Annotated in this window: 22 protein-coding genes; 5 read left to right on the forward strand and 17 right to left on the reverse strand. The window is 67.9% G+C overall.

Annotated features, from left to right (window positions below; all coding sequences use genetic code 11):
- Positions 1-26 precede the first annotated feature (26 nt).
- Genes OK17_RS04650 through OK17_RS04660 form a run of 3 tightly spaced genes read left to right on the forward strand, consistent with a single transcriptional unit; the run spans position 27 to position 2,964 of the window.
- The gene (locus OK17_RS04650; RefSeq protein ID WP_461416824.1) at positions 27-1,079 is read left to right on the forward strand and encodes a FecCD family ABC transporter permease; all 1,053 of its coding nucleotides are present in this window, start codon (positions 27-29) and stop codon (positions 1,077-1,079) included.
- Positions 1,079-1,903 (forward strand): ABC transporter ATP-binding protein, encoded by an 825-nt coding sequence (locus tag OK17_RS04655; RefSeq protein ID WP_461416810.1) that lies wholly within the window; start codon positions 1,079-1,081, stop codon positions 1,901-1,903. Before OK17_RS04650 ends, OK17_RS04655 begins: the two co-directional genes overlap by 1 nt.
- Positions 1,903-2,964, forward strand: a complete 1,062-nt coding sequence (locus OK17_RS04660) for an ABC transporter substrate-binding protein (protein WP_232715799.1) — start codon at positions 1,903-1,905, stop codon at positions 2,962-2,964. Before OK17_RS04655 ends, OK17_RS04660 begins: the two co-directional genes overlap by 1 nt.
- Before the next feature lie 18 nt (positions 2,965-2,982).
- Here OK17_RS04660 and OK17_RS04665 read toward each other — a convergent pair whose 3' ends face one another.
- Positions 2,983-3,384, reverse strand: coding sequence for a VOC family protein (locus tag OK17_RS04665; protein ID WP_232715798.1), 402 nt, complete (start codon positions 3,382-3,384; stop codon positions 2,983-2,985).
- A 75-nt stretch (positions 3,385-3,459) separates the two neighbouring features.
- Between OK17_RS04665 and OK17_RS04670 the strand changes: the two genes are divergently transcribed.
- The gene (locus tag OK17_RS04670) at positions 3,460-4,035 is read left to right on the forward strand and encodes a TetR/AcrR family transcriptional regulator (RefSeq protein WP_461416811.1); all 576 of its coding nucleotides are present in this window, start codon (positions 3,460-3,462) and stop codon (positions 4,033-4,035) included.
- A gap of 138 nt (positions 4,036-4,173) precedes the next feature.
- Here OK17_RS04670 and OK17_RS04675 read toward each other — a convergent pair whose 3' ends face one another.
- From OK17_RS04675 to OK17_RS04715, 9 genes are all read right to left on the reverse strand, one after another.
- A complete protein-coding gene (locus OK17_RS04675; protein ID WP_232715796.1) occupies positions 4,174-5,550 on the reverse strand; it encodes an acetyl-CoA carboxylase biotin carboxylase subunit in 1,377 nt (458 codons plus the stop codon).
- A complete protein-coding gene (locus OK17_RS04680; protein ID WP_232715795.1) occupies positions 5,550-5,789 on the reverse strand; it encodes an acetyl-CoA carboxylase in 240 nt (79 codons plus the stop codon). The genes OK17_RS04675 and OK17_RS04680 overlap by 1 nt, the downstream gene beginning before the upstream one ends.
- Positions 5,790-5,817: 28 nt before the next feature.
- The gene (locus OK17_RS04685; protein WP_232715794.1) at positions 5,818-6,786 is read right to left on the reverse strand and encodes a 5-oxoprolinase subunit C family protein; all 969 of its coding nucleotides are present in this window, start codon (positions 6,784-6,786) and stop codon (positions 5,818-5,820) included.
- On the reverse strand, positions 6,783-7,709 hold the full coding sequence (locus OK17_RS04690; protein WP_232715793.1) for a 5-oxoprolinase subunit B family protein: 927 nt from the start codon (positions 7,707-7,709) through the stop codon (positions 6,783-6,785). Before OK17_RS04690 ends, OK17_RS04685 begins: the two co-directional genes overlap by 4 nt.
- Positions 7,706-8,476 carry a 5-oxoprolinase subunit PxpA gene (locus tag OK17_RS04695; protein ID WP_461416812.1) on the reverse strand — a complete coding sequence of 257 codons (771 nt, stop codon included), beginning with the start codon at positions 8,474-8,476 and terminating at the stop codon, positions 7,706-7,708. The genes OK17_RS04690 and OK17_RS04695 overlap by 4 nt, the downstream gene beginning before the upstream one ends.
- Before the next feature lie 175 nt (positions 8,477-8,651).
- Positions 8,652-9,884, reverse strand: a complete 1,233-nt coding sequence (locus OK17_RS04700) for a sugar ABC transporter substrate-binding protein (protein ID WP_461416813.1) — start codon at positions 9,882-9,884, stop codon at positions 8,652-8,654.
- Positions 9,885-10,017: 133 nt separating this feature from the next.
- Positions 10,018-10,989, reverse strand: a complete 972-nt coding sequence (locus OK17_RS04705) for an ABC transporter permease (protein WP_461416814.1) — start codon at positions 10,987-10,989, stop codon at positions 10,018-10,020.
- Complete coding sequence (locus tag OK17_RS04710; RefSeq protein WP_232715789.1) at positions 10,989-12,071, reverse strand: ABC transporter permease; 1,083 nt, start codon at positions 12,069-12,071, stop codon at positions 10,989-10,991. The genes OK17_RS04705 and OK17_RS04710 overlap by 1 nt, the downstream gene beginning before the upstream one ends.
- Positions 12,068-13,576 carry a sugar ABC transporter ATP-binding protein gene (locus OK17_RS04715; protein ID WP_461416815.1) on the reverse strand — a complete coding sequence of 503 codons (1,509 nt, stop codon included), beginning with the start codon at positions 13,574-13,576 and terminating at the stop codon, positions 12,068-12,070. Before OK17_RS04715 ends, OK17_RS04710 begins: the two co-directional genes overlap by 4 nt.
- A gap of 211 nt (positions 13,577-13,787) precedes the next feature.
- Here OK17_RS04715 and OK17_RS04720 point away from each other — a divergent pair, with 211 nt between their 5' ends.
- On the forward strand, positions 13,788-14,483 hold the full coding sequence (locus tag OK17_RS04720; RefSeq protein ID WP_232715788.1) for a GntR family transcriptional regulator: 696 nt from the start codon (positions 13,788-13,790) through the stop codon (positions 14,481-14,483).
- A gap of 73 nt (positions 14,484-14,556) precedes the next feature.
- Here OK17_RS04720 and OK17_RS04725 read toward each other — a convergent pair whose 3' ends face one another.
- From OK17_RS04725 to OK17_RS04755, 7 genes are all read right to left on the reverse strand, one after another.
- The gene (locus OK17_RS04725; RefSeq protein WP_232715787.1) at positions 14,557-15,879 is read right to left on the reverse strand and encodes an aspartate aminotransferase family protein; all 1,323 of its coding nucleotides are present in this window, start codon (positions 15,877-15,879) and stop codon (positions 14,557-14,559) included.
- The gene (locus OK17_RS04730; RefSeq protein WP_461416816.1) at positions 15,876-16,988 is read right to left on the reverse strand and encodes a phosphotransferase; all 1,113 of its coding nucleotides are present in this window, start codon (positions 16,986-16,988) and stop codon (positions 15,876-15,878) included. The genes OK17_RS04725 and OK17_RS04730 overlap by 4 nt, the downstream gene beginning before the upstream one ends.
- Entirely contained in the window at positions 16,985-18,472 is a 1,488-nt protein-coding gene (locus OK17_RS04735) for an NAD-dependent succinate-semialdehyde dehydrogenase (protein ID WP_461416817.1), read from the reverse strand. Before OK17_RS04735 ends, OK17_RS04730 begins: the two co-directional genes overlap by 4 nt.
- 163 nt (positions 18,473-18,635) lie before the next feature.
- Entirely contained in the window at positions 18,636-19,967 is a 1,332-nt protein-coding gene (locus OK17_RS04740) for a bifunctional adenosylcobinamide kinase/adenosylcobinamide-phosphate guanylyltransferase (RefSeq protein ID WP_461416818.1), read from the reverse strand.
- Positions 19,964-20,755 (reverse strand): ABC transporter ATP-binding protein, encoded by a 792-nt coding sequence (locus OK17_RS04745; protein ID WP_461416819.1) that lies wholly within the window; start codon positions 20,753-20,755, stop codon positions 19,964-19,966. The genes OK17_RS04740 and OK17_RS04745 overlap by 4 nt, the downstream gene beginning before the upstream one ends.
- Positions 20,752-21,774: a FecCD family ABC transporter permease gene (locus tag OK17_RS04750; protein WP_461416820.1), complete on the reverse strand. Its 1,023-nt coding sequence runs from the start codon at positions 21,772-21,774 to the stop codon at positions 20,752-20,754. The genes OK17_RS04745 and OK17_RS04750 overlap by 4 nt, the downstream gene beginning before the upstream one ends.
- Before the next feature lies 1 nt (position 21,775).
- Positions 21,776-22,666, reverse strand: a complete 891-nt coding sequence (locus OK17_RS04755) for an ABC transporter substrate-binding protein (RefSeq protein ID WP_461416821.1) — start codon at positions 22,664-22,666, stop codon at positions 21,776-21,778.
- Positions 22,667-22,679 lie beyond the last annotated feature (13 nt).

Below are 22,679 nucleotides of genomic sequence, written 5' to 3' on the forward strand. Positions count from 1 at the left end.
TGTCCCGTCCTCCCGACGGCACGACGATGATCGCCACCGACACGTCGGTACGGCGACTTCCGTCGTTGCCTCTTGCCCTGATTCTTCTCGCGCTCACGCTGGTGAGCGTCGCGGTCGCCACTGCTTTCGGCGCCGAGACGATCCCCATCGGTGACGTCTGGCGAACCGTCGCCGGACGCCTGCAAGGCGATGATCTCGACGCCGCCCACGCCGTGATCATCTGGGATCTCCGATTACCGCGTTCGATACTCGCGGCGATCGTCGGCGCAGGCCTGGCCCTCGCCGGCGCCGTCATGCAGGCCCTGGTCCGCAACCCACTCGCCGAGCCGTACCTGCTGGGCGTGTCGGCCGGCGCCGCGGTCGGCGCGACGGCGGTCATCACTCTCGGATCGTTTGCTGCGCTGGGTGTCTGGGCGCTGTCCGGCGGCGCGCTGATCGGCGCGCTCGCGGCCTCGGTCACGGTCTATGCCGTAGCCCGGGCGCAGGGCGGACTGACTGCCCTGCGCCTGATCCTCTCCGGAGTGGTGCTGTCGTCGGCGTTCATGGCGATGTCTTCCCTTCTGGTCTTCACCGCTGCCGACCCGCACGCCGCCGACAACGTGATGTTCTGGATGCTGGGCAGCGTCGCCGGCGCGACCTGGGCCAAAGTACAGATCGCGGGGGTCGTCGTCGTGGTCACGGTGTTCGGCATGCTCGCGATCCACTCCTGGCTCGACGCCTACGCAGCCGGGACCGACACCGCGACGTCCCTCGGGGTTCCCGTGCGCGCCATGCGAAACGCGTTGTTCGCGGTCCAGGGAATCCTGGTCGGCGTCCTGGTCGCGGTCGCGGGCGGGATCGGGTTCGTCGGCTTGATCGTTCCCCACGCTGCACGCCTGCTGGTGGGTGCGACGCACCGGGCGATGATTCCCGTCGCGGTCTGCGGCGGCGCGCTGTTCCTGGTGTGGGTCGATGTCATCTCGCGAGTGGCCGCGGCGCCGCGCGAGATGCCGTTGGGCATCGTGACCGGACTCATCGGCGCACCGATCTTCCTGTTCCTGATGGGACGCCGTCAGTACGTGTTCGGCGGCGGATCCTGATGCCCGCCGACTCACGCTCGATGTCGTTGCGCGCGACGGGCCTCAGCTGTCGTCGCGGCGCCCGTACGATCCTGCGCGGGGTGGACCTCGACGTCCCGGCCGGAACCCGGCTCGCCATCGTCGGCCCCAACGGGACGGGCAAGAGCACGTTGCTCCGAACCCTGTGCGGTCTCGAACAACCGTCGTCCGGGCGTATCCGACTGGCCGACGACGATCTCGGTCGCCTTCCGGCGCGGCGTCGCGCGTTGTCGATCGCCGTCGTCGGTCAGGATGAACACCCGTCGGCCGAACTCACGGTCGCAGAAGCCGTGGGGCTGGGACGCACGCCGTACCGATCTGCATGGGCGACGCGCAATTCCGACGACGACGAGATCATCCGGTCGGCCCTGGCGCAGGTCGGACTGGGCGGCTGGGAGCACCGCTCGTGCACGCAGCTGTCCGGCGGCGAGCGGCACCGGGTCGTCCTCGCACGCGCGATCGCACAGCAGACCCCGATTCTCGTGCTCGACGAGCCGACGAACCACCTCGACGCGGCCTGGCGGCTGCGGCTGATGCAGATCCTCGACGACCTCGAGGCGACGGTCATCGCCGCCATGCACGACCTCGACCTCGTCCTCCGCCATTTCGACGCCGTCGCGGTTGTCTCCGACGGCGGCATCACCGCACACGGCCCGCCGGTCGAGGTGCTGACCCCCGATCTGCTGGCGTCGGTCTTCGACGTGTCCGGCACCGTCGTGCCGCATCCCGCGACCGGCCTCGCGCATCTCCTCCTCGACTCCCCCACCTCACCTGCACCGCAGGCCTACACCACCAAGGAAAATTGATGAGACACACCATCACCCGATCCGCCGCGCTCGCTCTCGTCCTAGGCACCGCGGCGGGTTGCGGCGCCGACTCCGGCGTCGCCGCTACCGACAGCGTCACCGTCACCAACTGCGGCGCCGAGGTCACCTTCGACCAGCCCCTCGATCGCCTGTTCGTCAACGACGGCGGGATGATCGCGATCGCGCTCGCGACGGGTGCACGCGACAAAATGGTCGCGGTCAGCTCACTCGCCCGTGACAAGGACGTCCTCCGGCTCGAATACGGGCCGCAGGTCGACACCCTGAACGAGGTCGCCACCGAACAGCCGACGCTCGAGAACATCGTCGGCGCCAAACCCGAGGTCCTCTACGCCGGCTACAACTACGGCATGAGTGAATCCCGCGGGATCACTCCCGAGATCCTGGCCTCCCACGGGATCGACGTCTACCAGCTGTCCGAGGCCTGCCGTCAGGTCGACGGACAGGCACAGCGCGGCACGATGGACCCCTGGGTCGCGCTCGACACCGACCTGCGCAACATCGGCACCATCACCGGCCATCCCGAGCAAGGTGCGGCGGTCGCCGACGACATCTCCGGTCGCCTCGAGAAGCTCCGTGCTGCACCGAAACCGGCGACCAAGCCGACGGTCTTCGTGTTCGACAGCGTCTCCGATTCCATCTTCTCGTCGGGCTCCTTCGGTGGTCCGCAGGGCATCATCGACGCGGCGGGCGCCCGCAACGCGACCGAAGACGTCAAGGACACCTGGACCGCGGTCAGCTGGGAACGGATCACCACCGCCGACCCGGATCTGATCGTGTTCGTCGACTACCCCGGGCAGTCGGTGGAACAGAAGATCGACGCCCTGCGCACCAATCCGGCCAGTCGCCACCTGAAAGCGGTACGTGAGAACCGGTTCGTGAATCTCCCCTACGCGATGTGGGTCTCGAGCCCGCTCAACATCGACGCGGCCGAGATCCTGCGCGCAGTCCTCGAAAAGCACGATCTCGCACCGGAGTCCGGCATCACCTCGGCGTTGGACGTCAAGCAGTTGCGCCTGGGCGGCAACAACTGGCTGGACTGAGGCCTCGGACCGCCACGGTCAGCCGACGTAGGCGTCCGCATAGTCGGCACTCGGCACGATGGGTGTGATGACGTCCAACAACACCCCATCGGGCGCCTCGACGATGAAGTGGCGCTGACCGAAGCCCTCGTTGCGCAGCGCACGAACCGGTTCGACCCCGGCATCGACCATGCGGGCGTGGACCGCGTCGACGTCGTCGACCTCGAGATTCACGATGACGCCGCGGGGCGTCGCCCGGAATCCCTCCGGAATCGTCGGATGAGCGGCGTCGACGAGGGCCAGTTCGAAGGCACCGAGCCGCAGGCTGATGTACCAGTCGGCCTCGAAGGTGGTCTGGAACCCGATGTGGGTGCGGTAGAAGTCGGCCGCGGATACGACGTCGCCGGACATGAGGACGGGATAGAAACTGGTGGCGTTCATGTTCTGCCCTTTACGTACGATGAGTATGTAACGCCTGTAAATATACATACGCTCCGTACGTAAAGGAAGCCCCACATGCCCCGTGCCTCTGCGGCTACCGCCGCGGCCACTTCCCGCCACATCCGCGAGATCGCGACCGAGTTGTTCGGCACCCGCGGATTCGGCGGCGTCTCGCTCGACGACGTCGCCGAATCCGCCGGCGTCACCCGCGGCGCGGTGTATCACCACTACCGCAGCAAGGCAGGACTTTTCGGGGCCGTCGCGGCGGACCTCCAAGCCGCGGTCGCCGCCTCCGTCGTCGAAGCCGCCGAAGCCGCAGGCGACGACCCGCGGACACAGCTGCGGGCCGGATGCCACGGCTTCCTGGACGCGATCACCGCCGAGCCATCGGTCCGAGTACTCCTCGTCGACGGGCCGGCAGTGTTCGGGTGGGACAAGTGGCGGCAGATGGACGCCGAGAACTCCGCCGTCCACCTGCGGGAGGCCCTCGCGTCGGTCGGCACCGACCCCGATCTTCTCGATCCCCTCACCGCCCAACTGTCGGGCGCGATGAACGAGGCCGCGCTGTGGCTGGCGCAGTCGTCGAACCCGGATGCTCCCGAGCGTGCGCATCGCGCACTCGACCTGCTCGTCGACACCGTGCTCGGCTGAGCCGGACGCGATGGGCGCCGCCGATCAGGGCGCGGCGAGGGTAGCCCCGCCACGGGGCGCCGGGCCGTCACCCGTCGGAGGACGGGGAAAAGTCCTGAGTGTCACCACTGGGAGCCGTCGAGGCGGTCGCGCTGCGGCCTACAAAGACCCGAGCAGCTCCGGCAGGGTCTCGTCGATCGTGCCGGTGTGGAAGTCCGCGCTTCGGTACCAGTCGGTCGCCAGCACCGCGTCGAGGAAACCGAGCGTGGTGATCGGTCCGTCCCAGTGGGTCTCGCCGACGGCCCGGGCTGCGCGGGCGATCGCCTGCTCCCGGTCGGCGCCGGCGACCACGATCTTGGCGACCATCGAGTCGTAGTGCGGCTGGATCACCGACCCGGACACCACCCCGGTGTCGACGCGCACACCCGGTCCGGCCGGGAAGGTGCACCCCGCAACGGTTCCCGGTGACCCGAAGAAGTGGAACCTCGGGTTCTCGGCGTTGAGACGGAGCTCGATGACCGCGCCGCGGGCGACGATCTCGTCCTGCTTGACGCCGATCGGATCGCCGAAGGCGATCCGCAACTGCTCGGCCACCAGGTCGACACCCGTGAGTTCCTCGGTCACACCGTGTTCCACCTGGATGCGGGTGTTCATCTCGATGAAGTAGTACTCACCTGCCGGGTCCACCAGGAACTCGACGGTGCCCGCCGAGGTGTAACCGACCTCGGCGGCCAGCGCGACGGCCGACGCGTGCATCGCCGCGGCGACCTCGCGATCGAGTGTCGGAGCGGGAGCCTCCTCGACGACCTTCTGCCGACGACGCTGTAGCGAGCACTCACGCTCGAAGAGATGCACCACGTTGCCGTGCGAGTCACCGAGGACCTGCACCTCGACGTGGCGCACCCGCGGCAGTGAACGCTCGAGGTAGAGGCCATCGTCGCCGAAGGCACCCATCACCTCGCGCCGGGCCTCGGCGAACTGTTCGACGAGTTCGTCGGGACCGGCCGCAGCGCGGATTCCCTTGCCGCCACCCCCGGCTCGCGCCTTGACGAGGACCGGATACCCGACCTCGTCCGCCGCGCGGAGCGCGGCATCGGCATCGGCGAGCAGGTCGCTGCCCGGGACGACCGGGACACCGGCCGCCCGGGCCGTGCGTCGAGCCGTCTCCTTGTCACCCATCATCGAGATGACCTGCGGTGACGGACCCACCCACCGGAGTCCGGCGTCGATCACGGCCTGCGCGAACTCGGCGTTCTCCGAGAGGAATCCGTAGCCCGGGTGGATTGCCTCGGCACCCGTCTGCGCCGCCGCCTCGAGAATCGCCTCGACCCGCAGATAGCTGTCGGACGCGGCCGCCGGCCCGATCTCGACGGCCTCGTCGGCCAGGCGGACGTGCAGGCTGTCGGCATCCACGTCGGAGTGGACCGCGATGGCGGTCCAGCCCAGGTCGTGGCAGGCGCGGATGATGCGGACGGCGATCTCACCGCGGTTGGCGATGAGAACCCGCCGCGACGGTGCGCCGGTCACCGCAGACATCAGGAACCCTCGAAGGTGGCGATGACCTGCCCGGCGTCGACCTGCGCCCCGTTGTCCACCGCGTATCCGGTGAACACCCCGGCGACCTCGGCCTCGATGGGCGCGAACATCTTCATCACCTCGACGACGCCGATCTGCTGTCCGACCTCGACGGTGTCGCCGGGCTTGCAGAACGGTTCGCTGTCGGGATCGGGCCGGTGCCAGAACAATCCGGGGGTGGGGCTCAACATCTCGGTCATGTGCGTACTCCTTCGGTCGGGGGCAGCGTCACGCGATGGCGGCGACGGCGTTGTGGATGTGTTCGGTGCGTTCGTGGCGGAGCTTGAGGGCCGTATCGATGTCGACGGCGGTGAACTTCACCCGGTCGGGAGCCTTGGCCTGCGCGAGGAGGTCGAGGTCGGCCGAGATCACCGTCCCAAGGGTGACGAATCCACCACCGGTCACGGCATCGCGCAGAAGACAGATGGGTTCCGATCCGTTCGGCACCTGGATCGAGCCGAGCGGATAACCCAGCGAGACGACGTTGCTCGGGTTGTCCCCGGCCCCGAACGGCGCCTCCCGTTCGACGAACTCGAGGGGCTCGCCGACGAATCGGTAACCCGTCCGGTTCGACTCCGGCGACAACTGGTACTCGCGTTCGGTGAAGGCCTGCAACGATTCCGGGGTGAATCGATAGGCAGCCAGCCCCAGGACGATACGCGCTTCGATCGACGACGAGGGAGTCGGCCGGTGACGGACCGGGAGCCTTCGCCCCTCCTCGACGGCGCGCGTACGCCGCCCGATGGGCAGGACGTCCTTCGCGCGCAGGGCACGTCCCTCGAAACCGCCGATGCCCGAGAGCATGTAGGTGGATCGGCTGCCCATCACGACCGGCACATCGATGCCCCCGGCGAACGCGATGTAGGCACGGGCACCGCTTCGAAGGGCGCCGAGCTTGAGTTCGGAACCGGCCGGAAGCCATACCGCAGTCCACGACGGGTGCACCACGCCGTCGATGATCAGGTCGACGTCCGCTCCGGTGACCGCCACGATGCAACCGGTGTCGGAGACGAGAGTGGGTCCCATCAGCGCGGCCTCGAGTGTCGCCGCGTCCGGACCGTTACCCACCAGGGCGTTTGCGACGCGGTGCGCGAACTGGTCCAATGCCCCGGCCGGCGGCATCGCCAGCGTGAGCTTGCCGGGACGACCCAGGTCCTGGACGGTGGTCTGCAGTCCGGGCTTGATGATCGTGATCATCGCAGTTCTCCTACCAGGGAACGGGTGTAACCGAGCGGGTCGGCGGTGAACGCCTGGAGGTCGAATTCGATGGCGGCACGGTTGATCTCGTAGGTGCCCGCTTCGAACGCGGTGACGACCTCGTCGTATCCCGACTCGTCGACCGGCGTGAACTTGACCAGCGTCGGTGCCGGCAACAGCACCGGCGACTCGGTGAATCCGGGACGCGTCATAGACAGGTCGACGACCGGCAGTGCCGACCGTCCGAGAAGCTGGAACCCGCCCGGGGACTCGACCGGGTAGATGTTCATCTGGTTTCCGCCGTGCCCGACCGCGCGCGCCGGCGTCTGGGTCCGCGGACTCAGGTATTTGGGAACCTGGATCTGCATCTCCTGCGGTACCAACTGCACGCACTCGGCGTTGCCGGGGATGAAGTTGTTGAAGGTCGCGATGAACGGATTCGCCGAGTGCGCCGCGATCAGTTCGTCGGCGGAGTCGAAACCGTTGACCCGCGCGGTGAATTCGACATCGGTCTCCTCCGGCGACGGGTGCCGGTCACGAAAGCGTGCGGTCACCTCGTTGGTCCAGGGATCGTCGTAGAAGACCGGGATCTCGACGATCGAGGTCGCGATCGGCGGCGCGGACCGGCCACCACCGGCGACCGCCACCTTCTGATGCGCGGCGATGAGGGTCGGGATGAGGTCCCGCGGGTCGAGGTCCTCGGGCCGCACGCGGATCATGTAGCTGACGTGCGCCGGGACGATGTCTACGACACCGTCGATATCGAGCGACACGATCGCGGCCACGATCGACTGAACCTGCAGCGCCACGCCGAGATCCATGGCCTCGGAGAGCTCGACGAAGACGAACTCGTCGCCGCCGAAGCTGAGTCGTGCGCCGCCGGGGAGGGCGAAGTACTGGGGTGTCAGGGTCGGGCTGGTCATGCCGACCGCCCAGCCCGACGCTCGACCGGGCGCACCGCGACGCCTTCGGCCTCGAGTCGACGACGAACCGCAGCGGCGACTGCGACGGCGTTCGGGCGATCACCGTGGATGCAGATCGACGTCACCGGCATGGCGATCGTCGCGCCGCTGACGGTGTCGACGGACCCGTGCGCCATCTGGAGCGCGCGTGCCGCGACCGCTTCCGGATCCTTCTCCGCCGGAACGGGTTCGATGACATTGAAACCGTTGTCGTCGAAGTCCAGGTCGGCGGCGTTCTCCGGGGTCACCGGAAGGCCGGCCCGCACCACTGCGTCCATGGCGGGACCCGGCGACATGACCAGCGGAATCCCGGTCTGCACACTCTGGATCGCGCGAGCCATGGCGACGGCGAGCTCCGCGTCACGCACGGTCGTGCCCATCAGCGAACCGTGTGGCTTCACGTGGGACAGCGTCACCCCCTCGTCCGCGGCGATCGCCGCGAGCGCACCCACCTGGTACAGCACGTAGTCGACGGTGTCGGTCAGCTTCGCCGGGATCGCCCGACGACCGAAACCCAGCAGGTCCGGGTAACCGGGATGTGCGCCGATCGCGCAGTCGGCGTCGCGCGCGCCCACCACGGCCTTGCGCATGTTGACCGGGTCGCCGGCATGATAGCCGCAGGCGATGTTGACCGTCGAGACGACAGCGAACAGCTCCTCGTCGTTCCCGAGCTTCCACCGACCGAAGCTCTCCCCGGCGTCGGCATTGAGATCGATCGACAGTGTCATCACGGGTTCCTATCTGGGTGTCGTACAGGGGGTTGTGGAGTTTCTCGTTTGTTCGGGTGTGGGCCGTCGACAGGGGGCCATCGACGGCCCACACCCCGGCCGCGTGGGCCGTCGAGCACGCCGGGGACGGAGGCCCCAGGGGGGGTCGGAACCCCCGCCACCCGGCGTGCAGGTCCTACTTCTGGACGCAGCCGTTCAGACCCTTGGGGGTCTGGCCGACCTCGACCGGTCCGGGGGTCCAGCCCTCGTCGCAGGCGCCGCGGGTGTAGATGCGACGGCTCTCCGGCTGGGCGAACTCGTTCATGTCCGGCAGCGGCTGCACGGTCGGGAACGGGTCACCGGTCCGAGCGGCGTCGATCGTGGCCTCCGGCAACAGGTCCTGGTTGAAGATGATGGTGACGAAGCTGTCGTCGACGCCCTTGAAGTAGTTGCAGCCGTCCTCGAAGGTGGTGCCCGGGCATTCCTTCGCGGTCTCGGTGGTGGTCCACGGCATCGGCATCTCGATGTTGTTCGGCACGCCCTCGGCGCCGTTCTCGAGGATGTGGAGGCCGACCTTCATGGCCACGGCGCCCTGTGCGGGTGCCGAACCGGAGGCGACGCCGGGCCAGCCCGCGCCGAGTTCCTTCACGAAGTAGTTGCTCGACTCACCGGTGACCGGGACACGCTTGCCTGCGGCCTGCAGTGCCTTCACCACGCCTGCCTCGCCGTCCTGCGACCACACACCGTCGACGTCGGGATGCGCGGCGAGCGCCTTGGCCGTCTGCTGCTGGCTGACCGAGGAGTTCCAGTCGCCGTGGTATTCGGAGATGACCTGGATGCCCGGGTACCGGTCGAACACGGCCTTGGCGGTCTCGTAGTGCACGGTATCGGTGGCGGTGCCGGCGACGCCGCGGTTCATGAAGATCTTGCCCTTGCCGTCGAGCAGGTCGACGAGCGCCTCGGCGGTCTGGGCACCGAAGAACGGCTTGGTCTTGTCATCGACGCGGGGGCCGGTAATGAACGCGACGTTGTAGGCGCACGGGGCGTTGACCGTGGAGTCGTAGAAGACGAAGGTCACACCCTGGGCGCAGCCCTGTGCGACAACCGGATCCAGCGCAGTGGGCGACAGCGGGTAGGACACGATGAGCTTGGCGCCCGAGGAGATCATCGACTGGATGTCGGAGATCTGCTTCTGGACGTCGGTCCCCGAGATCTGCTTCTGGACCGTGTACTTCTCGGCGTACTCCGGCGAGGTCGCGACGGCCATCGCCAGGTTGGCCGCCTCGTCCTGCCAGTTGTTTCCGCTGTAGGAGAGGTTCAGGAAGACCTTCTCCTTGCCACCGTCGTCGCCGCCGCCACAGGCAGCGACGCCGAAGCACGTCAGCGCAGCCACGGCGGCAGCTGCCACCTTCCGCATGTGCAACTTCATCGTTCTTCTTTCTCTCGATGTGTCATTCGTTTGTTCTCGCTCCGTGAGGTGCGAGGAGAGACGCAGCCGCCGCTCCCTGAGGTGTGAGGAGCGATAGCGACGAGCCACGAAGGGCCGCCCAGTCGAAAACCTCTCAGCGCCGACCGGATTGGAAGACCCGGTTTCCGAGCAGAGCGGCGATGATGATCAGGCCGTAGAGCACCTGCTTCCATCCCTCGGCGAGTCCCGCGGCGCTGATGTCGGTGCCCAGCAACGTGATCAGGATCGCGCCGCCGACGGTGCCGATGAACGCCCCCGCGCCGCCGCGGATCGACGATCCGCCGACGACGACCGCCGTGATGCTCGGCAGCAGCCAGTTGTTGCCGATACTCAGGTCGGCGCCCGAGGAGTAACCGAGCAGCGCGATACCGGCGAGACCGTATGCGATGGCCGCCACCGCGTAGGTCATCACGTAGGTGCTGATCACCGGGATGCCCGACAGCTTTGCGGCGGTGGGACTTCCGCCGACCGCGAAGGCCCGGCGGCCGAGCACCGAACGGTGCTGGATCGCCCAGCCGAGCAGGCAGACGACCAGGAGCATCCAGATGGGCGTGCTGATGCCGAGGATCGACGAGTTGCCGAACCACGACGACAGCTGGGACGGGGACTGCTGCGCGGGAGCACCGCGACTCACTCCGAGCAACAGCGCTGCGACGATCGAGCCCGTCGCGAGGGTCACGATGAAGGCGGGGAATCCCGCCTTGCCGACCAGCAGGCCGTTGACCACGCCGACCACGGCACAGCCCAGCAGGGTGAGCAGGATCGCCAACGGGAGCGGCATCCCGTCGGAGGCAAGCCTTCCGGTGAGATAGGCCCCCAGGGTGACGATGGTGGCGAGCGAGAGGTCGATGCCACCGGTGAGGATCACCAGACCCTGGCCGAAGGCGACCAGGACGAGGAACAGGCTCAGGACGAGCGTGCCGTCGACCAGCGACCAGGACGGGAAGTTCTCACTGGCCAGGCGGGACAACGGGATCGCCGCGAGCAGCAGCACCCACACGATGGCGGTCTGGCTGCGCAGACGCTCCTTGACGGGCGAACCCGCGTTCGCGATCGTTGCGACCATCAGCTCCGCACCTCCTTTCGGGTGCCGGTGCCGGTGAGGGCGGGCTCGGCCGCGTCCTCGGTCACCGGATCTGATTCGACGGTCGTCCCGGTCTGGGATGCCTCTGGTCCGACCGATAGCGGTCGTCGGCGCGTGGTCAGGAAGCGGGCCGTCAGCGGGATCGCGAGAGCCAGGATGATGACGATTCCCTGGCACGCGCCGACCCAGAAGTCCTCGACACCGAGGCCGAAGAGCACCTTCGGGATGGCCATGAGGGTCGCGGCTCCGAACATCGCGGCGATGACGCTGCCGCGGCCGCCCTTGAAACTGACCAGGCCCAGCGCCATGGCGGCGAACGCGGTCAGCTGGAACGGCGTTCCCGCCGCGGGGTTTCCGGTCGCAGTCGTACCCGCGAGCATCGCACCGGCGAGGCCGTACAGGAGACCGGCCAGGACCCAGGCGCTGAACTCGGCCGCGCGCACCGGCACACCCGACAGTCGCGTGGCCTCACGATCGCCGCCGAGGGCGACGACGGCGATTCCGGTTCGAGTGTTGCGGAAGACCAGCCACCCGATCGCGACCACGAGGAGGATGATAAGCGACATCGGGATGGCGCCGCCCACGCTCTTCTGGACGAACATCGTGAATTCGGTGGGGATGGTGCCGCCCGGCGCGGGCAGGACGACCAGCGCGAGACCGGTGAGCACGATGTGGACACCGAGGCTGACCGCGAGTGACTGCAAACCGAAGAACACGACGAGCAGCCCGTTGATCGCGCCGGACACCATGCCGATGCCCAGGACGAATGCGACGATCAGCCACGGCGACGAGGCCCCCGACATCTGCGTTGCACAGACGACGTTGGTCAACGAGATCACGCCCGCCACCGACAGATCGAAACCGCCGGTGAGCAACACGACGGTGGTGCCGGCGGCGGCGAGCGCCAACGGCGCCACCAGCGCCATGAAGTTCCCGAACGAATAACTGGTGCCCTCCTGCGGCGACACCATGAGCAGGACGCCGTAGACCACGGCGAAGATCCCCACGGCGGGCAGGGTCACCGACCAGCGGCCCCACAATTGCTTCAGCACATCGGTGTTCATGCCGATTCCTTCTCTGCTCCCGACCCCGAGTCCTTCGACACCGGGTCCTTCCAGGCCAGCGCTGCACTCATGACCGCGGTCTCGCTGATCTCCTCACCCACCAGCTCGCTGACGATGCGTCCACCGGCGACGACGTAGACGCGGTCACACAGGCCGACGAGCTCGGGGATCTCGGTCGAGTACACGAGCACGCCGCGTCCGCGATTGGCGAATTCTCTTGTCATCTCGTAGATCTCGAACTTGGTCGCCGCGTCGACACCGCGCGTGGGATCGAACAGCAGCAGGCAGGCGGGATCACGCGCGACCGCCCGGCCGAAGATGACCTTCTGCTGGTTGCCACCCGAGAGCGTCGAGATCTGCTTGGCGAGCATCGGTTCGGGGAGGTTCACCCGCTGCGCGGCCTCGAGTGCGACCGACTGCTCGCGCGACCGGTTGATGACCGGGCCTGCCGAGAACGCGCCCATGCTCGCAACTGTCAGGTTGAACTCGGAGGTCATCTCGGCGAACAGCGCCTCGGTCTTGCGCTCCTCGGGGACGAGTGAGGTGGAGACCGCGGCGTCGCCACGGTCGACGTCGATCGACCCGCCGAGAGTGCGGACCTGTCCGTGCAGCGCATAGACCAGGTCCTTCTGCCCCTGCCCCTCGAGTCCGGCGAGCCCGACGATCTCGCCGCGGCGCACCGTCAGATCCGCTTGGCGCAGACGGTCGCCTGCGGCAAGCTGTGTCACCGTCACGACGTTCTCGGCCGACTCCGCCCCGGCGTGTCGGGGCGGGAAGCTCTGCTCGAAGGATCGGCCGATCATCATCTCCACGAGTTCGGTCTCGTTGACCGACCCGCGTTCGAAGGTGCCGACGGTGCGTCCGCTGCGCAGGACGGTCCCCCGGTCGCAGATCTCCTCGATCTCCGGGAGCTTGTGGCTGATGTAGATGACGGCGGTCCCGTCGGCGGCCAGGCGTCGCACCGCGTCGAAGAGCCAATCCGTGTCGGGCAGAGCGCCCGTCGGCTCGTCGAGCACCAGAAGTTTGGGGTCTCGGGCCATCGCGGCGACGATCTCGACGCGCTGCCGGGTGGCGAGGTCGGCGTCGGCGATCAGCAGTGCCGGATCGACGGATTCGAGGCGGAATCGGGCGAGGATCTCGCCGGCCCGTTCACGTATCTTCGTGTGGCTGACGAGCCCCGACCAGCCCCGCGGGAGCTTCGGCCAGCACAGCTTGGTCGCGACGTCGACGTTTCCCGGCGAGCTCAGCTCCTGGTACGCGATGCCGAGGCCGGCGGCGCGCGAGGCCTGCGGACGGCCGAGTTCCAGTGTTGCGCCGTCGATGCTGACGCTGCCCGCGTCCGGCGTGACGACACCGGCAAGCACCTTCATGAGGGTGGACTTCCCTGCACCGTTCTCACCGAGGAGCCCGTGCACCTCCCCCTGCGCGAGGGAGAGATCGACACCGGCCAGAGCCCGCGTCGCGCCGAAGGACTTCTCGACCCCCTCGATCCTGATGTATCCCATTCGATCCTCACACTCCGTCATGCCGGACAACCCCATTGCTGAACTGTCTTTCTGTTGAACAGTGAAGCAGTGAATGTTTTCTCTCGCGTACTTTTCATGTTTCAGCCGTGTTACGAGTTTTGCCGCCACCTCCCGTGGTCGAGCCCGACTCGCCTCCCCGGGGCTCGCGTTCTACCGCCCCACTGTTGAACAATTCGGTTATCTTAGCGGCATGGATCTCTCAGACTTCGTGACGCTACAACGCACCACGACGCCCCAGCAGGTCGCCGACGGACTCCAGGACATGATCCTCAAGGGCGCATTGCTTCCCGGCGACCGCATCAACGAGAGCACCCTGTCCCGCGACCTCGGGATCTCCCGCAACACGATGCGCGAAGCGGTGCGCCTGCTCGAGGCCACCGGACTCCTCCGGCCCCATCCCCGCCGCGGGATGCAGGTCTGGGATCCGACCGACGAGGAGATCCTGGACCTCTTCGCCGCGCGGTTCCACCTCGAGACCCTCGGCGCCCGTCAGGTCGCCGACGACGTGGACCTCGCCGGGGTGCGGAAGGCGTTCGACGAGTTCGCCGCCGTTCTCTCCAAGCACGATCCCGACCTCATCGTCGAGAAGGACCTCAAGGTCCACCAGTCGGTGGTTGCACTGCTGGACAACGCTTTTCTCGCCTCCGTCTTCGAACAGCTGCTCCGCCAGATCCGCTTCTTCGCGTTCCTGCTCTCGATCGAGGAGCGCGAGTACGAGGACCACGACAAACTGCGCGCCGAACACGAGGCGATCGTGAAGGCCCTCGAATCCCGGAATCCGGAACGCGCCGCCGAGGTCGTCGGCGACACCGTGCTCCTCACTCGCGACGAGGTCCGTGAAGCCATCCGCAAACGCCGGGCCCGGGAGAGTTCCGCGGGTAAGTGAGGCGGCCCGGGTCGCCCAGTGACTACTCGGACCTACTCGGCCGGCGGGATCGCCGCCGGCCGAGCCGAGCCTCTCAGCTGTTCAGAGCACCGCTCGCCGCGGCCAGTTCGGTCAGGAACCGATCGGCATCGGCGGACGAGAAGGCCAGTGGCGGACGGATCTTCAGCACGTTGCCGTCAGGCCCGCTCGCCGAGATCAGCACGCGTCGTTGCCGCAGTTCGTTGACGAGATCGGCTGCCTTCGCGGGGTCCGGACCACCGTCGGCGTCGGAGATCTCCACGCCGAGGAAGTAGCCGATGCCACGCACGTCGGTGACGGAATCGAAGGGCTTCAGGATGTCTTCGATCCCGGCGCGCAGCGCCGCACCGACCGTTCGTGCGCGGTCCTGCAGGCCCTCGGACTCGATCACGTCGAGCACCGCGTTCGCGGCCGCGATCGGCACCGAACTCCCGCCGAATGTGTTGAAGTAGCGCACGTTGCGGCCGAACTCCTCGGTCACCTCGGCCCGGAAGATGGCAGCCGACACCGGGATTCCGTTGCCCATCGGCTTGCCGATGGTAACGATGTCGGGCACGATGCCGTGACGCTGGAATCCCCACCACGATTCGCCGAGGCGGCCGAAACCGGGCTGCACCTCGTCGGCGACGTACAGTCCACCCGCGCGGTGGACCTCGTCCAGGATCGGCTTGAGGAAACCGGCCGGGTCGGAGAAGACGCCATCACTGGAGAAGATGCCGTCGGCGAAGAATGCCGCGAGGCCGTAGCCGTGGCGTTGTAGATCGGCGATGGCGGAACGGATCTCGTCCCGCATGTAGTCGTCGAGCGAGCCATCGGCCTTCCGCACATCGGGCGCCTTGATGGTCCGGACGTGGGATCCCAGCGGGGAGCCGGTGCCCAGCGACGGCGAGAACGCCGCCACCTCCGAGGTCAGCCCGTGGTAGGCCCCCTCGGTGACGATCACGCCGTGATTCCCGGTGTAGTACCGGGCAACCCGCAGCGCGAGGTCGTTCGCCTCCGACCCGGTGCAGGCGAACGTGACACGGTCGAGCTCGTCCGGAAAGGTCGCGACGAGCCGTTCGGCGTAGGCGACGAGGGATTCCTGAACGTATCGCGTGTTGGTGTTCAGTCGCTGCATCTGCTCGTGGACGGCAGCCACGACATGCGGGTGGCTGTGACCCACGCTCGGCACATTGTTGTAGACGTCGAGGTAGTCGTTGCCGTCGGCGTCGAAGAGGTGAGAACCCTCGCCGCGCACCACCGCGAGCGGCTCGCGGTAGAACAGCCGGTATCCCGGCCCGAGGACGCCTTCTCGGCGTTCGATCAGTTGCCGTGTCCGGGGCTCGACGCGCTCGGCGTCGGCGGGGTCGTAGGCGTTGACCATGACAGGCCTGCTCATCGCTGGTGTGCTCCTTCAGGTGCTTCGGTCTGGGACGGTTGCGGTTTCGTGGCGGCGACGCGGAGGCGGCTGCGCACGCCTTCGGCGTCGTCCTCGTATGCGCGCCGCAGCGACGTCCAGTCGCGGGCGGCGTGGGTGACGAGGTAGGCGTGACGCTCGGGATCGCCCTGAGCGCGCCAGCACACGACCAGCGCTCGGAGGAGAAGCCGGCCGAGTGCGATCTCGCGCAGGATCTCGACATCGGCCTCGCTCAGCGGCCGCGTGCGGAGGTAACCCTCGAGGAACGTCAGCGCGTTCCCCCACGGGTCGGCCTCGTCGACACCGATCAGATTGGCCATGCCCACTGCGACGTCGAAGACGACGCTGGTGCGCACGACGTCACCGAAATCGATGACACCCGTGACGAATCCGGGGTTCCCCGGGTCGACGACCACGTTGTACGGACTGAAGTCACCGTGGATGACCTGCCGTTCGAGGCCCGCCAATCGAGGCACGACGACATCGAGGTAGTCCCCGTAGACACCATCCGCCAGCGCGCGGGACGAATCGTCGTCGACGAAGGTCAACAACTCGGGCACCTTGTGGAAGTTGCCCATGTCCCACAACAGCTTGCGGTCGTCACGCGGATGGGCGAATCCCGCCATGGCGACGGTCAACCGACCCAGCATGGAGCCTGCGAGCGACCAGTGCTCGGCGGTGTGGGCACCATCCTTGAGCAGATTTCCGGGCACATAGCTGAGTACTCGCAGAATCCGCGGATACGGCCGGGTCCCTTCGATGACCACCTCGCGGGCACCGTCGAGGGTGGTGATCACCCGTTGCGCAGGGAGATCGGGACACGTGGTCTCGAGGTGGACCATGGCCGCGGTCTGCAGCTCCACGAGCTGTGGGTCCTCGGTGGCGGGCGAACACTTCACGAGGTAATCGCGGTCGGCGCGCAACCGGAAGGTGTCGTCCTTCTCGGTGGCGACCGGTTCCAGTTCGCCGCGCAGTCCATAGTTCTCGGACAGCAATCGCTCGACGAGCGCGCGGTCGACCGGCACCTGCGGTGCGGCGATCGCGGTCTCGACGAGGACCTGGTCGAAGAAGCTCAGGGTGTCGTCGATCATCGGCTGCGAACCACGTTCACGTAACGCAGGATCAGGTACTCCTCGATGCCCTCGGCGGCTCCTTCACGGCCGAGACCGGAGGCCTTGACCCCGCCGAAAGGCGCTGCGACGTTGGAGATCAGGCCGGTGTTGATGCCGACCATGCCCGCGTCGATCGACCGCGCCACGCGGTTCGCCCGATCCAGGTCGGCGGTGAAGACGTAGGAGGCCAGCCCATAGGAGGTGTCGTTGGCCGCGGCCACCGCCTCCTTCTCGTCGTCGAAGACGCTGACGATCGCCACCGGACCGAAGATCTCCTGGTCACGCAGTGGTGAATCGAGAGGCACACCGGCAACCAGCGTCGCGGGTACGAAGCAGCCGGTGTCGGGAACCGCGCTGCGGGCCAACACCGTTCCGCCCGCGGCAACGGCGGTCTCGACGATCTGGGCGCACTTGGCCTGCGCGCGCGCGTCGATGACCGCGCCCACATCGGCACCCTCGTCGAAGCCGTCGGCCACCGTCAGCGCACCGACCTTCTCGGTGAGCTTCGTGAGGACGGCGTCGGCGATGCCCCGCTGCAGGTAGATCCGGTTGGCCGCGACACACGCCTGTCCGGAGTTGCGGAACTTGGCGAGCATGATCCCCTCGACCGCCCGGTCGACGTCGGCGTCGTCGAAGACCACAAACGGTGCGTCTCCGCCGAGTTCCAGTGAGGTCTTGGCGAAATGTGCCGAGGCCAGTTCGTGCAGATGACGGCCGACACCTGTCGAACCCGTGAAGGAGACCTTCCGGAGACGCGCGTCGGCGAGCAGCGGACCGCTGATCTCGGCCGGCCTGCTGGTGGTGAGCAGCGAGACGACGCCCGCCGGGACGCCGACCTCCAGGAGCACCTGCACCAGGGCATAAGCCGCCAGCGGGGTGAGCTCGGAAGGCTTGATGATCACGGTGTTCCCGGCCGCCAGCGCGGGCGCGACCTTCCGGGCGACCATGGCGAACGGGAAGTTCCACGGCGTGATCAGCAGGCAGGGGCCGACCGGCCGGGACTCGACGACGATGTCGGAGTTTCCGTCCGGCGCCGTCGTGATCCGGCCGCCCAGGCGTACAGCCTCCTCCGCATACCACCGGAGATACTGTGCGCCGTAGGCGACTTCACCCTTGGCCTCCGCCAGGACCTTCCCCGTTTCGGCACAGATGATGACCGCGAGTTCGTCGGCGACCTCGAGAATTCGCGCGTGGGCGGCCATCAAGATGTCCGCGCGTCGGGCCGGACTCGTCGCCGACCAGTCGTCCAGCGCGGCGGTCGCCACGTCGAGCGCAGCCAGAGCATCCGCTTCACCCGCGTCGGCGACGGCCACGATCTCCTCGCCCGTCACCGGCGATCTCACCGCCAGCGTGCGGGCCTCTTCCGGGTCGCGCCAGCTCCCCACATGGATGCCCGTCTCGAGATTCCTGAGCAGCTCACTGCTCGCCCAACCCACCATCTGCGCCTCTCTCCTACTGTTCAACAGTGCAACTGTTAATCGAACAGTACTCCAGAGTCAGGGAATGCGCGCGCCGGACGACAAAGGTCGCCCAAGTGGTGTTGAGGCCGACAGAGTGTGATTTCGCCTCAAGGTGCGTGTTCCAGCCAGCATCTCCCCGGAAGTGGCGATTGTGCGGAACTCCGGTTCAGCGGATGGTGATCGCCAGCCCGGCGACCATGAGCACGACCTGATCCGAGAGTTCTGCTATCCCGGCATTGAGCCGGCCGAGTTCGTCGCGGAACAACCGGCCCGATGCGGTTGCCGGGACGACACCGCTGCCGACCTCGTTGCTGACCGCGATGACCGGCACAGAGCAGGTCCGCCAGGCGTCGAGCAGGTCGTCGACATCCGACCGCACGGCGTCGAGTCCGCCACTGTCCCAGGCATCGTGGCGATCGATCCGAGCGGCCAGCCAGGTGCCGAGACAGTCGACGAGGACCGGGCGACGTGCTGACCTCAGGACGCCCGCGACATCGGCGTCCTCGACCGTCGTCCACGACGCGGGCCGGCGCTCGCGATGGAGTTCGACGCGCCGGTCCCAGTCGGGATCGCCGGTCCGCGGACCTCCCGCGGCAACGTAGACGACGTCATCGACGCCGCCCAGCATCCTTTCGGCGTATCGCGACTTCCCCGACCTCGCGCCGCCGGTGATGAAGGTCCGACGCTGCACGGGTTTGCCCAGGTCGAGTACCTCCCCGTCTCGTCCCGGCCGCGCACCCAGATGCCGGAGCCGCTCGCGTAGCACCGCCACCGACGGATTGTGGTGTCCCAGATGCACGGCGACGACATCGGTGGCGTCGACTATTGCGCCGACCTCGCGCAGCCCCTCGACCATCGTCCCGAAACCGGCCAGCCCCAGATGGCCATCGGAGAGATCCTCGCGATCACCGAAGGTCTCTTCGAGGAAGACCGCGTCGAACCTGACGCCCGCGACCGCCGCGTACCAATCAGACGGCCACACACCGGTATCCGTTGCCCACAGAAGTCTTGTACCGCCGGGGCCGGTGACGTCATAGAGCACCGCGTCACCATCGCGAAAGACCTTGTGCCGGGCAGGGAGTACACGCACGTCGAAATCGCCGGCGGAAACCCGATCACCCGCGACGACCGGCGTGAATCGCACCGCGGCGTCGGGCCCGACCCACGGACGACACTGGTCGAGTGCGTCGGCCGGACCGATCAATTCCAGGTCACCGGCACCCTCGACCCACGACCGGAACAACAACGTCTGCGGTGCAAGATGATCGGCGTGCGCATGGGTGATCAACACCTGCCGCACGTCGGCGAGCGAAACACCCTGGCGGACAGCAGCACCGGGCGCGTCGGAACCGAAGTCGAGCATCAGCGCGCCGTCGACGAGCGCCGCCGTCTGGGCACGGAAGTCGCGCAGGCGCCGCGCATCGGCACATGAAGTGCAGCGGCAGAACGCATTCGGCCAACCGTCGGCGGCTCCGGTGCCGAGCAGCGTGACCTTCATCGTTCGTCGGGCCCCGGATCTCGCACCGGCAGCACCGCCGGGCCGTCACGGCGGTCGAGCACCTCGACCTTCGCGGCGTAGACGTCCCGGAGTCGTTCGGCGGTGAGCACTTCGGCGGGCGGCCCGTCGGCGACGATGCGTCCCCGGTCGAGCAGTACGAGACGTTGTCCGTACTGTGCCGCCGACGTCAGGTCGTGCATCGCAGCGATCACGGTCAGTTCGCTGGCCCGACGCATGGAGTCGACGAGGTCGAGCACCTGCTGCTGATGGCCGATGTCGAGGGCGCTGGTCGGCTCGTCGAGGAGCAACACGCGCGGCTGTTGGGCCAGCGCACGGGCGAGCACCACCCGCTGCAGCTCACCACCCGACAGAGCCGACGCGAAACGGTTGGCGAACTCCTCGAGGTCGAGCCGCTCGATGACATCGTCGACGACCTCACGGTCCGAGCGGGTCTCGCTGCCGAACCGGGTGATGTGCGGGGTGCGGCCGAGGCCGATGAGCTCGCGTACCGACGTGCCCTCCGGGACGATCGGCCGCTGCGGCATCAGCGCCACGGCGCGGGCGATCTCGCGACGGCGCGCACGCCCCGGGTCGACGCCCGCGACATCGACTTGCCCCGTCGAGGCCACCAGCCCGGCGAGGGCATGCAGGAGCGTCGTCTTCCCCGAACCGTTCGGCCCGACGAGCGAAACCCAGGTGCCGGACCCGATCTCGAGGTCGACGTCGTGGAGGACCTCCACTCCCCCACGGGACGCGCAGACACCGCGACAGATGATCGAGGCGGTCATGCGACGCTCCGTCCGCTGCGTCGGAGGACGACGAGGAAGAAGGGTGCACCGATGGCCGCGGTGACCACGCCGATCGGCAACTCCGAAGGCGACATCGCGGTCCGTGCCACCACGTCCGCGAGCACCAGGAAGGCCGCGCCCACCAGCAACGACAACGGCAGCAGCAACCGATGCCCCGGGCCGACGAGGAGCCGCACCGCGTGCGGGATCACGATGCCGACAAAGCCGATCAGACCGCTCACCGAGACCACGGCCGCAGTGCCGAGCGTCGCGACGCAGACCAGCAGCAGGCGGACCCGCTCGGGTCGAATCCCCAGACTCGACGCCTCGATGTCGCCGACCGCCATGACGTCGAGTGTGCGCCCGAACAGCACGATGACGGCCACGCAGGCGAGCACGTACGGCAGCACGGTGACGACCTCGGACCAGCCGTCGGTGGCCAGGCGGCCGAGCATCCAGTTGTACACCTGGCGCAGGGTTTCGTCGTGCTGCTGCATGAGGAAGGTCTGGATGGCGTTGGCGAACGCGGCGACCGCGACCCCGGCGAGGATGATCACCACCTCGGTGCGGCCACCGCCGACGGTCCGGCCCAGCGCGTAGGTCGCGGCCACGGCCAGGATGCCACCGAGGAACGCCGCGGGCGGCAGGCCGACCGTGCCCGCCGCGCCGCCCAGGACGATCGCGACGGTCGCGCCGAGTCCCGCACCGCTGGAGACACCGAGGAGGTACGGGTCGGCGAGCGGGTTGCGGAAGACGCCCTGGTAGGCGGCACCCGCGACGGCGAGCATCGCACCGACCAGCGCTCCCAGCGCCACCCGCGGCATCCGCACCTCCCAGAGGATCGTCTGCTGGCGCGGGGTGAGCCCGGACTCGATGTCGACGAACGGGATTCGGTCGAGGAGGTCGAGAAGTACGCCCTTCGGGGTCAGCCCGGCCGGGCCGACGAGAACTGCGAGCAAGCATGCGCCCAGCAGTGCTGCGACGGCCCCGCAGATGGCCCCGACGTGACGGCTCGACATCTCAGTTCGTGGGCTGTCCGTCGACGCCGGAGACGATCTGCGCGACGTCGCGGACCAGGTCGACGACGCGCGGACCCCAGCGGCTGGCGATGTCCTCGTCGAGGACGTGGATCTGCCGGTTCGCCACGGCACGCAGGTCACCCCAGCCGGCACGCGCGGCGACCTTCTCCGGTGTGACCCCACAGCACTGGGAATCGGCGAGGAAGATCACTTCGGGGTCGCGCTCGAGGATGTACTCGGGCGACAGCTGCGGATAACCGTTCTGGCCCGTCGCGATCGACCGCAGACCGAGCAGGCCGTAGATCTGGCCGAGGTAGGTGTCGTCGGTGACCGTGTAGTACGTGTCGTCGAGCTCGTGGAAGTAGGTCAGCGGCACCTCGCGCAGCGGGACGGTGCGGACGATCTGCTCAATCTCGGCGCGCATCGAGGTGACGAGTTCGTCGGCTTCCCGAGCATGGCCGGTGGCACTGCCGACCTGCTGGATCTGCGCATAGGTCTCGTCGAGGTTCTTCGCGGCCGGGATCTGCAGCACCTCGACGCCCACGCGGTCGAGACCGGCGATGATGTCGTTGTTGTCGTCGGTGAGGACGACGAGGTCGGGGTCGTAGGCGAGGATGGCCTCGAGGTTCGGGGTGTAACCCGACAGTGTGGTCCGCGGCGCCTCGGCCGGGAAGTCGGACTGATCGTCGACGGCGACCACCTGGTCACCCGCGCCGACGGCGAAGAGCATCTCGGTGGTCGTGGGGCTGAGCGACACGATTGTCGAGGGGGTGCCGGAAGCCTTGCTCTCGTTCCCGGCCGGGCCACAGCCGGCGACCACCATCAGCATCGACAGCACCGCGGCAGCGACCGCTGCACCACGACGACGGGTTCCGAGACGGATTCTCACCACGAGCCACTGACCT

The organism is Gordonia sp. GN26, from assembly GCF_054823965.1.